At 43.4% G+C, this 12,145-nt stretch carries 13 protein-coding genes; 3 read left to right on the top strand and 10 right to left on the bottom strand.

Annotated elements, in window-relative coordinates; all coding sequences use genetic code 11:
- Positions 1–19 precede the first annotated feature (19 nt).
- From arsC to B158_RS0112185, 3 genes are read left to right on the top strand one after another with little or no spacing between them, the layout of a single operon-like run.
- On the top strand, positions 20–373 hold the full coding sequence (arsC, locus tag B158_RS0112195) for an arsenate reductase (glutaredoxin) (protein WP_026309395.1): 354 nt from the start codon (positions 20–22) through the stop codon (positions 371–373).
- Positions 374–395: 22 nt separating this feature from the next.
- Positions 396–995, top strand: coding sequence for an NAD(P)H:quinone oxidoreductase (wrbA, locus tag B158_RS0112190; protein ID WP_026309394.1), 600 nt, complete (start codon positions 396–398; stop codon positions 993–995).
- Positions 996–1,017: 22 nt separating this feature from the next.
- Positions 1,018–1,431 (top strand): DUF2069 domain-containing protein, encoded by a 414-nt coding sequence (locus B158_RS0112185; RefSeq protein ID WP_018625668.1) that lies wholly within the window; start codon positions 1,018–1,020, stop codon positions 1,429–1,431.
- A 30-nt stretch (positions 1,432–1,461) separates the two neighbouring features.
- Here B158_RS0112185 and aroC read toward each other — a convergent pair whose 3' ends face one another.
- From aroC to aroF, 10 genes are read right to left on the bottom strand one after another with little or no spacing between them, the layout of a single operon-like run.
- Positions 1,462–2,559 (bottom strand): chorismate synthase, encoded by a 1,098-nt coding sequence (gene aroC / locus B158_RS0112180; RefSeq protein ID WP_018625667.1) that lies wholly within the window; start codon positions 2,557–2,559, stop codon positions 1,462–1,464.
- A 15-nt stretch (positions 2,560–2,574) separates the two neighbouring features.
- The gene (gene aroA, locus B158_RS0112175; protein WP_018625666.1) at positions 2,575–3,879 is read right to left on the bottom strand and encodes a 3-phosphoshikimate 1-carboxyvinyltransferase; all 1,305 of its coding nucleotides are present in this window, start codon (positions 3,877–3,879) and stop codon (positions 2,575–2,577) included.
- Between the two features lie 39 nt (positions 3,880–3,918).
- Positions 3,919–4,128 carry a hypothetical protein gene (locus B158_RS0112170; protein WP_018625665.1) on the bottom strand — a complete coding sequence of 70 codons (210 nt, stop codon included), beginning with the start codon at positions 4,126–4,128 and terminating at the stop codon, positions 3,919–3,921.
- Positions 4,112–5,017 (bottom strand): tryptophan synthase subunit alpha, encoded by a 906-nt coding sequence (gene trpA, locus B158_RS0112165; RefSeq protein ID WP_018625664.1) that lies wholly within the window; start codon positions 5,015–5,017, stop codon positions 4,112–4,114. Before trpA ends, B158_RS0112170 begins: the two co-directional genes overlap by 17 nt.
- Before the next feature lie 25 nt (positions 5,018–5,042).
- A complete protein-coding gene (gene trpB, locus B158_RS0112160; RefSeq protein WP_018625663.1) occupies positions 5,043–6,254 on the bottom strand; it encodes a tryptophan synthase subunit beta in 1,212 nt (403 codons plus the stop codon).
- Positions 6,251–7,711, bottom strand: a complete 1,461-nt coding sequence (gene trpCF / locus B158_RS13145; RefSeq protein ID WP_018625662.1) for a bifunctional indole-3-glycerol-phosphate synthase TrpC/phosphoribosylanthranilate isomerase TrpF — start codon at positions 7,709–7,711, stop codon at positions 6,251–6,253. Before trpCF ends, trpB begins: the two co-directional genes overlap by 4 nt.
- Complete coding sequence (gene trpD / locus B158_RS0112150) at positions 7,704–8,711, bottom strand: anthranilate phosphoribosyltransferase (RefSeq protein WP_018625661.1); 1,008 nt, start codon at positions 8,709–8,711, stop codon at positions 7,704–7,706. Before trpD ends, trpCF begins: the two co-directional genes overlap by 8 nt.
- Entirely contained in the window at positions 8,695–9,309 is a 615-nt protein-coding gene (locus B158_RS0112145; protein WP_018625660.1) for an anthranilate synthase component II, read from the bottom strand. Before B158_RS0112145 ends, trpD begins: the two co-directional genes overlap by 17 nt.
- Entirely contained in the window at positions 9,306–10,895 is a 1,590-nt protein-coding gene (locus B158_RS0112140) for an anthranilate synthase component 1 (protein ID WP_018625659.1), read from the bottom strand. The genes B158_RS0112145 and B158_RS0112140 overlap by 4 nt, the downstream gene beginning before the upstream one ends.
- The gene (gene aroF / locus B158_RS0112135) at positions 10,885–11,919 is read right to left on the bottom strand and encodes a 3-deoxy-7-phosphoheptulonate synthase (protein ID WP_018625658.1); all 1,035 of its coding nucleotides are present in this window, start codon (positions 11,917–11,919) and stop codon (positions 10,885–10,887) included. Before aroF ends, B158_RS0112140 begins: the two co-directional genes overlap by 11 nt.
- Between the last annotated feature and the right edge of the window lie 226 nt (positions 11,920–12,145).

Genomic DNA, 12,145 nt, shown 5'->3' with positions numbered 1-12,145 from the left:
TAATAAATTACATCATATTATGAGTGAAATTAACATCTTACATAATCCACGCTGCTCAAAATCACGCCAAACCCTGGCTCTATTACAAGAAAATGGCGTTGAACCAAATGTTATCGAATACCTTAAGAACCCACCAAGCAAAACAAAACTTAAACAGATTGTGAAATTACTGGGTGTTTCACCACGCGATATAATCCGCACCAAAGAAGCAGAATACAAAGACGCTGGTCTTGATAACCCTGATTTGACAAAAGAACAAATTATTGAGCTGATGGTCGCGAACCCAAAAGTTATTGAACGCCCTATCGTATTCTCAAATGATAAAGCTGCGGTCGGTCGTCCACCTGAAAACGTTCTGAGCGTTATCAAGTAAACTTCAAATAATAGGCATCATTTTGCATAAAGTTCTTATTCTGTATTACTCACGTCATGGGCATACGCGTCAAATGGCGCGTTTGATTGCTCGTGGTGTTGAAACAGTCGATGGCTGTGAAGCTTTGCTGAGAACCGTTCCATCGATATCAATAAACGAGCAGGCCGCTACGTCGAGTACCTCAGCTGATGGAGGCGATCCAATAGTCACTCTTGAAGAGCTGGAAGCTTGTCATGGGCTTATTCTAGGTAGTCCGACTCGCTTTGGCCATATGGCCTCGCCCTTAAAGTATTTCCTTGAAACCACCTCAGCCCTTTGGATGTCAGGTGCTCTAGCAGGCAAACCAGCAGGCGTATTTACCTCAACTGGTACTTTGCATGGTGGTCAGGAAGCTACATTACTGAGCATGATGCTCCCATTGCTCCATCATGGCATGCTAATAACAGGCTTGCCCTATTCGGAAACTGAGTTAATCCATACTGAAAGTGGTGGCACACCTTATGGTGCATCCCATACGGCTGGCAGTGACAATAGCCAGCAGATTACAGAGTCAGAAAAAAAACTGTGTATTGCACAGGGAAAACGCATTGCTCAGCTCAGTAAAAAACTATCCGTCAGCTAAATCACAAAAGAACACATTCATTATGCAAAACGAACTTAATCCCTATTTACTCAGTGCTCTTCGCTATCGATTAATTGGACTGATAACCTACCTGGCGATTGTAGTTATGATGCCTTTCTTTATCGTAAAGAATCATGAAAGCCAATCCCTGGTATACTTTTCGCTCGTGATATGGTGGGCACCTTTACTAATAGCACTACCTGGTTTGTTTAAAGGTAAAACTTATACTTATGGCTGGACCGGCTTTATTATTTTATTGCCATTCTTCTATGCCTTCTTCTATATCATTGAGCCAGAAAAATTTCAGTGGTCACTCATCGTCACGATTCTTTGCGTTGTTTATTTCTTTGCTTCTGTTTTATACGTTAAAAAGAATGCATTAGGACACGGCATTAAGACCAACAAAGATGCAAAAAAAGCAAAAGGGCTGGAATAATCCAGCCCTTTTTAAAAATCGCTTATTAACTTAATCGATGTTGAATAGGTCTTTATAAGCTCTATAACGTAAGAAATGATCACACAGAACTAATGCCGCCATTGCTTCAACAATAGGAACAGCTCTCGGTAATACACAAGGATCATGCCGCCCTCTTCCATGAAAAATAGTTTCTTCTCCTTCAAGGTTAACCGTTTCCTGCTCCTTGATAATGGTTGGCGTAGGCTTGAAAGCAACCCTAAAAACGATCGGCATACCATTAGATATACCACCTAATACGCCACCCGAATTGTTACTTCTGGTTTTGACCTGGCCTGACTCATTAATAAAAACATCATTATGCTCTGAGCCACTTGATAATGTGCCAGCAAAACCCGAACCAATTTCAAAGGCCTTAGAGGCATTGATTGCCATCATAACTTTTGCTAAATCTGCTTCCAGCTTATCGAACACCGGCTCACCCAAACCTACTGGAATCGAGTTAATTCGGCACTCAACAATACCGCCAAGGGAATCACCTTTTTTACGAGCCTGCTCAATTTTAGCAATCATTTCGTCGGCTAATACTAAATCAGGGCAGCGTACCGGGGTCTTCTCAATGAGACTGGCATCCACTTCCTCAGAGCCAAGAGTCATACTCAGATCCTGAATGCTTTTTACATACGCCACGATTTCCGTGCCTAATGCCTGCTGCAAAACTTTTCGCGCGATAGCGCCTGCTGCAACATGTCCTGCGGTGATTCGGGCTGAGCTTCGACCACCTCCGGCCACATCCCGGATACCATATTTTTTTTGGTAAGTATAATCAGCGTGGCTGGGCCTGAAAATGGACTGCAACTCTGAATAGTCCTTGCTCCGCTGATCCTTATTAGGAATTAACAGGCTGATTGGAGTACCCGTTGTGATCCCATCAACCACACCCGAAAGAATTTGAACCTGATCGGCTTCATCTCGCCTAGTGGTAATTGAGCTCTGACCTGGCCGACGACGGTCAAGAAATGGCTGTATATCTTCCTCGGATAGCTTAAGGCCAGCAGGACAGCCTTCTACAACTGCGCCAATGGCTTTGCCGTGAGACTCACCCCAGTTAGTCACTCTGAATAATGTACCGAAACTATCACCAGCCATAAAAAGTCCTAATCATTAATTGCTTATTAAGTTTGGTTCGATAACCATACCAATCCGCTCAACATACTGCCAGTAATCCGGGAATGACTTGGCCACCGCTTCAGAATGCTCAATCACTAGACCGGGTAACCTGATCCCCATTAAAGCTAGGCTCATGGCGAGCCTATGGTCATGACAACTGGAGACTTTACCTGCATTGAGATCTTTTGAACCACGAATGGTGATACTCGATTGATCGTAATCACAATCTGCCCCCAACTTTCTCAACTGCTCACAGAGATCAACGATTCGGTTTGACTCTTTAAAAGCCAGATGGCCAATATTGGTAATTCGGGTTTCTCCCTCAGCAAAACATGCAATAGCTGCTAAAGTTGGTACAGCATCCGGCATATTACCCATATCAACTTCGACACCTTGAAGTGGTTTATCATACTCAACAGTCAGATCATCATGCTTCAGATAAACTTTCGCACCCATCTTTTCCAGTACCTGTGGAAACTTAGATTCTCCCTGCGGGGAATCGAAGTGGTAATGCTTTATAGTACAAGATGTTTTTGCAAACAGAGCAGCAGCCATAAAATAGCTGCTGCTAACCACGTCACCTGCAACTTGTATTTCCTGAGCTGTTAGTGACTGCTGCCCAGGAATAAAAAATTCGCGACAATTAATTCTTTTTATCTCACCGCCAAAAAGCTCAATCGCTCGCAAAGTTAGCTCAACATAACTTTCAGACACCAACTCTGAGTTTAAATGAATCAAGGTATCTTTTTCTGCTCTAAGACACGCAATCAATAAACCACTGAGAAATTGGCTACTTCGAGAGGCATCAAGTTCACACGAGCCACCTGCAATCGGACCGGACAATTTTATTGGTAAATAACCATTATCACTGCTTACTTTGACTCCAAGATTCTGCAGGCTTACCACACTCTCATTCATTGGCCTCGACCGCATCTGAGCACTGCCTGTAATAGTAATCGAGTGTCCGGAAGAAGAATAAAACAAGCCCGTCAGCGCAGTAATAAAGCGCGCCAGAGTCCCGCTGTCATGACAATCAATAATCAAGTCACTAGATAACTCAAAGTTTTCAATGCTCTTGATATTGACGCTGCTTTCATCAATCCACTGGATATCTGCGCCTAAAATAGAAATAGCCTGTAAAGCAGCTTTTATGTCGTCATTAGCAGGGACATTGGTAAGCTGAGTTGTACCATGGCTAATAGCAGCAAGAACGATATAGCGGTTAGCGAGGTATTTACTACCCGGAAGCGTTACTTCAAAAGGCTTTATATCACTCGACGTTACGATTCTATCAGTCAAAAGTTTTTCCAAATATAAACAAGGCCTGATGTTTCAGGTCTAATCTGCGGGTTGCAGCTCATCGAGTAATTCAGATAGCAAGTCAACATCACGGTCACTTAAGCCATCAGCTTCGACTGCATCTTCTACAAACAGCGCAAACTCCGCAAACCATTCATCATCAGACAAATCATCGACTGGTATCAAATCTACCATTGGAATCAGATACCCTACTAAAAACAGTTTTTCTTCTTCAACTTGCTGTTCCATTTCCAGCAGCTGCTGTTTGATTGTTTCCGCTATCGACATAGTTAGAGCCTTTTTCAATTGTATGCACCATTTTTAGTTGGTGGCGTGCATTATGTGCCGCGTCAGACATAGTCTTGGCATAATCAGCCACTAAATCTAACATTTTATCCGGTGTATTATAATGCTCATTGATCAAGTTAACTATGGCTGAGCCAGTAATTATTCCGTCCACACCTGCCTCTGCTGCCTGAAGCACATGCTCTGGCTTTGATATACCGAACCCCTGGACAAGAGGCGGTGCTTGTAATTGCTTCAACTGTTCAATCAAGTCGGTGCCAGTTTCCTGCTGACTATTTTCAGTGCCAGTAATACCTTTTCGACTCAACACATAAGTGTAGCCCTGACTGTAATTGGCAATTAATTCCAAACTCGAAGGCCCAGCATCGGGCGGAGCAATATACACAGTGTCAATGGAACAGTTTCTAGCGGCAGCCGAGAATAAATCTCTCTCTTCCACAGGGCAGTCAGCAATAAGCACCGAATCCACACCAGAGCGAGCAGCTTTATCATAAAATTGCTCGATACCAGGCGCAAATACCAGGTTGGCATAAGTCAATATACCTATTGGCAAGTCAGGGTATTTAGCACGGACTTGGGAAATTAACTTAAAACCAGCATCAACATAAAAACCGTTTGTCAGTGGCCGAAGACTAGCTGCCTGAATGACTGGTCCATCGGCTACCGGATCAGAAAATGCAAATCCTAACTCTAAAGCATCAGCACCATTTTTAACCAGAGTATCGATGAGTTTTAACGATAACTCCTCAGTGGGATCGCCTAGAAGTAAAAACGGAATATAGGCCAGCTGGTTTCTTTCTTTCAAGCTGTTAAATAATTTGTTATATCTCATTTGAATGTCTCATTACTTTTTAAAGCTAATTCGAAGAGTTAAGTATACTCATGACATGAGCCAGGTCTTTATCACCACGACCAGACAGGTTCACTAAAATATTAAGTGGCTCTGTGGATTCTGCTGCCAGTTTCTTGGCGTAAGCTAATGCATGAGATGACTCTAATGCGGGAATAATTCCTTCGCTTTTTGAAAGCTCCTGAAAAGCCTCAAGCGCTTCCTCATCTGTCACCGATACGTACTCTGCCCGACCCGATGTCATTAAATGGACGTGTTCAGGGCCAACCGCCGGATAGTCTAATCCTGCCGATACCGAATGGGACTCCTGTACCTGCCCTTCTTTATCCTGCATGACATAGGTTCTGGCACCATGCAAAATACCTTCGTGCCCTTTCAATAAAGTTGCCCCATGAGCATTGGTATCAAGACCTTTACCAGCAGGCTCAACGCCAATGAGTCTGACCTGCTCATCCTTAATGAAATCGGCAAAGATACCAATTGCATTTGAACCACCACCGACACAAGCAATTACAGCATCAGGTAGCTGACCAATTAACTCCTTCATCTGCTGTTTCGCTTCTTCTCCAATAATTTTCTGGAATGTACGAACCATCTTTGGAAATGGGGCAGGACCTGCAACGGTACCTAATAGGTAATGAGTGGTTTCATAACTTGAAGCCCAGTCACGCAGCGATTCATTGATAGCATCTTTCAAGCTGGCACTACCGTTATCAACGGGGATGACTTCGGCTCCCATCAGTTGCATTCTAAAAACATTGGGCGCTTGCCGATCGCAATCTTTTTTACCCATATAAATGGTGGCCTTAAGGCCTAACAGTGCACAGGCCAAAGCCGTTGCGACACCATGCTGACCCGCCCCGGTTTCAGCGATAATTCGATGCTTACCCATTTTCTTGGCCAGTAATGCCTGGGCAAGAACCTGATTGGTTTTATGGGCTCCACCATGCAATAAATCTTCACGTTTAAGAAATATTCGCGACTGATTAATCCGTGCATAAGAGGTGCATTCAGTGACCGGTGTGGGCCGCCCCGCATACTCTTTAAGCAAACGCTTTAACTCAGTTTGAAAGTCGTTATCGACCAGCGATGCTTCGAATGCCTTGTTAAGTTGTTGTAACGCAGGCATAAGTAGCTGAGGCACAAACTGACCTCCAAACTGACCAATATAAGCACCATCAAATTCAAATTGAGTCGGTGCATTAACTTTTTGATTCATGAAGACACTCCTGTTGCAGCAACTGCAGTAGACTGCCTGTCTAACTCAGTTACGATTGAATTGATAGAGTTACGACCAGATTGTGGTCTGGCTGAAAGAAAGAAATCGGTTAATAAGTCCTGGCTTTTAAAGCCAGGACTCGACTCTACTGAACTGGAGATATCAAGCTTGGTGATACCCATTTGTTTAAGCTGTTGAATATTTGCCGAACTGACACCACCGGCAATTCGGATTTTTTGCCTCAATAACTCTGGCTTCAGGCTCTGTATTAATGACCAGTCAAAAGTTACCCCGGTACCACCACGTTGCAGTTGCTCACCATCGCAAATTGCAGAATCTAATAAGATTTCATCATAGTGCTCAAGAAGATCTTCTAACTCATTTACAAGTTCATCTTTTGAAACGTCAGAGCTAACATGAAAAACTTTAGAAAGCTTAACCGTAGGAAGTTTCTGCCTGATAGCCTCTGCATACTCCAATGTTTCATCACCGTGTAACTGAATAGCGTTCAGTTGATAATTCAGCGCTTTGGATACCACCTCATCAGTTTCCTGATTTTGGAACACACCTACTAATGGCTTTTGGGATGTTTTAATAGTTTCGGAAACGCGCCTTTTAGAAGATGGCGCAAAAATAATACCTACCGAGCTAACTGGAAGTGTTTCTAACATTGTAATGTCAGCCTGTTGAGTGACCCCGCATACCTTGATATCTCCATAAACAAGTTGCCTTGCAGCACACTCAAGATCAGCTTCTTTCATCAGACTCGACCCTACGAGACAGGCATCAGAAAACCGGGAAAGCTCAAGCACATCGCTATGAGTAGAAATACCCGACTCAGTAATGATTAACCGATCACCTGGGATCTTATCGACGAGCTGTTTAGTATGCTCAAAGCTGGTTGATAAGTCTTTAAGGTTACGGTTATTGATACCAATAATTTTCGCACCTAATAGAATGGCTCTTTCAAGCTCAGCCTCTGTATGGACCTCTGTGAGAACGTCCATATTTAATGAAGTCGCCTGCTCATGACATATTTGATAGTCACGATCATTAAGAACAGAGAGCATCAGTAAAACGGCATCAGCACCAAAATGGCGAGCCTGACGAATCTGCTTTGGGGTAAAAATGAAATCTTTACAGAGTATCGGCTTGTCCGTTAATTGACGGGCTTTCGCCAAGTTGGAAAAACTTCCTCGGAAAAATCGTTCCTCCGTTAATACTGAAATCGCATCGGCATATTGATCGTAGACAGAAACTATCTCTTCAATGTCAAAGTTTCCTCTAATCAATCCTTTTGAAGGTGAAGCTTTTTTACACTCCATGATAAACCCATAATGTGGCTGACTTAAGGCATCATAGAAGCTACGCTGACTTGGCGTCAGAGTGGAAAAATCCGGCGTGTTACCAATCACCTCACGCTTATGCTGCAAAATAGTTTCAAGAACATTAAGCATGCGAGCCCTCCTTGATTACCTGAAAGTGCTTATAAGCCTTGCCACTGCTCAAAAGTTCCTTCGCAGTTTGAGTCCCCGTTGTAAAATCATGTGCAATCCCATTCAAAACCATCAAAGCTCCACAATTCACTGCAACCATATCAAGATGGGCCTCAGAACCTTTTCCTTGCAGTAAATTGATCGCGGACCGAACATTATCATCAATGCTATCAGCTTGAATGCTAGCGATGCTGTGACGAACAATTCCAAAATCTTCTGGAGTTAAATGTAACTCTTCAATCTTGCCATCATCCAAACTTACTGCAAATGTTGAGTCATGTACTGCTATTTCGTCCAAACCTGAACCATGCACAACCAATGCTTTTTTCGCGCCCAGTATTTTTAATATCTCGGCAAAAGGACGACAATATTGCTTATCGTATACACCAAGCAACTGCACTTCGGGCAACGCAGGGTTGGCTAATGGTCCAATTAAATTAAAAATGGTGCGAGTTTTTAACGACTGCCTGACAGGCATAACGTGCCTTACACCGGGATGGTAATCTGGTGCGAAAAGAAATGAAAAATTCGTATCATCCAGTAGTTTCTTACTTTGAGCAGGACTTAAGTGAATATTGACACCCAATCGCTCTATAAGATCGGCAGAGCCACATTTTGATGATACTGAGCGGTTACCATGCTTGACCACTTTGACACCAGCCGTGGCAGCCAAGATACTGACAATGGTTGAAACATTAATAGTGTTTAAACCATCCCCACCGGTTCCACAACAATCACTGACCAGATAGTCACGTTGTGGAAAAGCTACCGCCTCCTGTCGCAGTGCATAGGCAGCTCCGGCAATTTCTTCCACTGTTTCACCTTTGGTCTTTAGCGCCGCCAACATGGCTGCCACAACGGGAGCTTCAACCTGACCTTTAAGAACAGCCTGGAATGATTCTGTAGCTTGAGCGTAATTGAGGTTATCACCTTGATAAATGGATTCAAGCAACTGCATCATGGCCAGCTCCTTTTAATGTAGAGGAAAAGTCAGTGACAATCGCTTTGAAGTTTTCGAGTAGCTTGTGGCCTACAAAACTCATAATACTTTCGGGGTGAAATTGCAGACCATATATTGGATACTTGATATGTTGCACAGCCATGACTTCATTATCGGCAGTTGCCGTAATTGATAGCTCTGCCGGAACTTTGGTCGCAACGAGCGAGTGATATCGAGCAACACAGATGTTGGTAGATGTTCCTTTGAATAACTGTGATACATCTTTCAGTTTAAGATTAGAAACCTTTCCATGAACCACTTGTTGAGCTTTTTCAACAACACCCCCAAAGCTTTCTACTATTGCCTGATGACCAAGGCAGACCCCCAGTATAGGTTTGATACCCTTAAAGTCATTTAGCAGCTGTGGGCAGCATCCAGAATCAGCAGGTCTGCCAGGGCCTGGAGACAATACAACGCAGTCTGAATTATGAGCTTTATTTGATATAAAGTCGTAATCAGCATCGTTACGAACAACAATCACCTCGAAGCCCAGTTGTTGTAATTCGTAGTCAAGGTTATAAATAAACGAATCATAATTATCGATAAGTAACACCTTCATGCTGCAGCCTCCTCAACTTGGCGTTGTGCAACAAGGCACGCATTGAGTACCGCCATGGCTTTATGACGAGTTTCATTGGCTTCCAGCTTTGGAACAGAGTCATAGACAATTCCAGCACCGGCAGAGACGTATGCCTTACCATCAATGACTTCGGCAGAACGGATAATAATGGCACTATCGAACTCTTGATTAGCGTTATAAATACAGACTGCCCCTCCATAAAAGCCGCGCGGTTTTTTCTCTATGTGGCGTATTATTTCAACTGCCTTAATTTTAGGAGCACCAGTCAGGGTTCCCATGTTGGCGCAGGCTCTGTAAGCATGCATGGGATGGATGTCATCACGCAGCTCCCCAACGACTTCTGACACCATATGCATGACATTGGAGTACTTAACAATTCGTTTTAACTGTGTAACCTGGCGACTACCTACCTTGATAACCTTTGCTAAATCATTACGAGCAAGGTCAACTAACATCATATGTTCCGCACTTTCTTTCGCGTCGCTGATTAATTCAAACTCTGTTTTTGCATCCTGCTCAAAATTAATTGAAGAGTCAGAATTGAATGCGCGCTTTCGTGTACCAGCAATGGGGTACAGAGAAACCTTGTTATTATCAAAGACTTTTAGCGCACTCTCAGGACTGGAACCGAATAACTGACTTTTGCCATTATTTATATAATACATATATGGACCAGGGTTATTCTGGCGCAGAACCTGATAAGCTTTAAATGCATCCTGGCAGTCAGTCACGAAGGTTCTTGAAAGGACCACCTGAAAAGCATCCCCTTCAATAATATTCTGCTTTACACTTGCTACATTGGTAGCGAACTCTTCGTCACTGACATCCACACCATAATCGCTTTCGGTTGTGCTAACTTGTTTAGGAACGTTTGAGTTAGAAAACAATAATGGCTTGGCTTGAGAAGATTTCAGATTCTGTTCTATCGCTTCTATTGCGGTGCCTAGACGAATAGTATTTTGGGCATTTTCGCCAAACCCTTTGACGATTATTTTTGCGGTCTGTGAGTCATCTTCCTGTATAAGCAATTGGTCAGCTAAATAGAACCTGAAGTCAGGAGTCTCTTTCACTATTTCAGGCAAAGACTCATACTGGTCAATCAGATCAAAACTCATAGCTCCAATTAAACAGGAACTGACATCATCAGTTTTTTGATGACTTTTTATCTGCTCTACAATATAGAATAGAATATCCGCAATTGTCGTCTGAACCAGACGCTGACTTTCGCTAATCAGTTCGTCATTTGTCTGTTTAATAGAGAAAGTGACACGGTCATCAGTGACATCTTTGTAAAAGCTAGAAATATTTTGGCTATCGTTAGTTAGTTCCTTGATGAAGCAGGCTCCGTTGTCATTGAGACTTGAAATAGTAACGGTTCCATTAATACCTTCGATAATAGCTGCGGCTGATACCATGCTAATACTTCTTTTACTCTTCTGAGTACCTGGTTCTGCCGTTTCCAGTAAAACCGTATGAGCTTTCTGTCCATTTTGCGCCAGAAGCCCATAAACCTCACAGGGAAGCAAAGACAATGGCAGCTTTTTAGTTAAAGTACTAACTTGCACGAGCCACCTCCGCCAAAGTACGGCCACTTGCTGTAACGAATGGAGCAAGTTGCTGCATCAAGTTATGGAAATCTTGTGGTGATAACGCTTGAGCCGCATCAGACACCGACTCTTTGGGGCTTCTATGGCATTCGACAATAACACCATCTGCACCGCAGGCTACTGCCGCTTTTGCCATTGGGGAAACCAGAGTACGAACACCAGTGCCATGCGATGGATCAACGATTACGGGTAGATGGCTACGTTCTTTGATAAAGGCGACAGCATTTAAGTCAAGTGTATTTCTAGTGGCGGTTTCGAAGGTTCGAATTCCTCGCTCGCAAATCATGACATTGGGGTTACCGCTGGCAACGATATACTCCGCGGCAAGCAATAATTCTTCTATTGTTGCCGACAAACCACGCTTCAATAGTACTGGTTTCTGCGTTTCCCCCACTGCTTTTAACAGGGTGTAGTTCTGCATATTTCGCGCGCCAATTTGTATGGCAGAGATATAACGCGCTACATCATCCAGGTCTTTAACGTCCATAAGCTCGGTAATGGTATCGAGCCCAACCTCCTTACCCACCTGTGACATGATTTTTAAACCTTCAACTCCAAGTCCCTGAAAAGAGTAAGGGCTGGTACGAGGCTTAAAAGCACCGCCACGAAGTACTGTAGCACCTGCATTCTTAACATAACGGGCAGTCTCAAGAAGCTGTTCTTCACTTTCAATGGCACAAGGCCCTGCCATGATTGCAAACTGCTCAGAACCCACTGGTGTGTTGCCCACCTGCACTACGGTATCTTGTGCGTAGATTTCTCGGCTCACCAGCTTATATTTACTAAGAACAGGCTTAACCATGTCTACTTGAGGTAAATTCTCGAGGTGTAGTGATTCTAGAACTCGCTCATCCCCAAGAGCACCAATCACAGTTCTCTCTATACCTGGCATATGCAAAGGTTTTAAGCCCGCCGTGTCAATCTTTTGAAGGATCTCTTGGGCATCCTGTTCAGAAGCATCTGGTCGAAGAATAATAATCATAGTGTGTTCCTCATTTGTAATTTAAATCGCAATAATCTTTTCGGTATCAACATTTAATTAAGCAGATAAAACTTTCAGACATAAAAAAAGCCCGCACAATGGCGGGCTTTATCGTCTTTCTATAGACAATACCCCGCCCTAGCAGCTCCACCACCAGTTATTCAGTAGGAATGTGTTAGTAATTGAATGTATTGCCATAGTTAATGTCTCAGTTTCAGCTCTCGTA

It is taken from the genome of Kangiella aquimarina DSM 16071 (assembly GCF_000374105.1).
Lineage (GTDB): Bacteria > Pseudomonadota > Gammaproteobacteria > Enterobacterales > Kangiellaceae > Kangiella > Kangiella aquimarina.
This window is presented reverse-complemented; position numbering and strand designations above follow the sequence as displayed.

Coding starts and splice junctions, on each gene's coding strand:
- arsC (WP_026309395.1), top strand. CDS start 20: ATGAGTGAAATTAACATCTTACATAATCCACGCTGCTCAAAATCACGC.
- B158_RS0112170 (WP_018625665.1), bottom strand. CDS start 4,128: ATGGAACAGCAAGTTGAAGAAGAAAAACTGTTTTTAGTAGGGTATCTG.
- trpCF (WP_018625662.1), bottom strand. CDS start 7,711: ATGCTTAATGTTCTTGAAACTATTTTGCAGCATAAGCGTGAGGTGATT.
- trpD (WP_018625661.1), bottom strand. CDS start 8,711: ATGATGCAGTTGCTTGAATCCATTTATCAAGGTGATAACCTCAATTAC.
- trpB (WP_018625663.1), bottom strand. CDS start 6,254: ATGAATCAAAAAGTTAATGCACCGACTCAATTTGAATTTGATGGTGCT.
- aroC (WP_018625667.1), bottom strand. CDS start 2,559: ATGGCTGGTGATAGTTTCGGTACATTATTCAGAGTGACTAACTGGGGT.
- B158_RS0112185 (WP_018625668.1), top strand. CDS start 1,018: ATGCAAAACGAACTTAATCCCTATTTACTCAGTGCTCTTCGCTATCGA.
- trpA (WP_018625664.1), bottom strand. CDS start 5,017: ATGAGATATAACAAATTATTTAACAGCTTGAAAGAAAGAAACCAGCTG.
- B158_RS0112145 (WP_018625660.1), bottom strand. CDS start 9,309: ATGAAGGTGTTACTTATCGATAATTATGATTCGTTTATTTATAACCTT.
- aroF (WP_018625658.1), bottom strand. CDS start 11,919: ATGATTATTATTCTTCGACCAGATGCTTCTGAACAGGATGCCCAAGAG.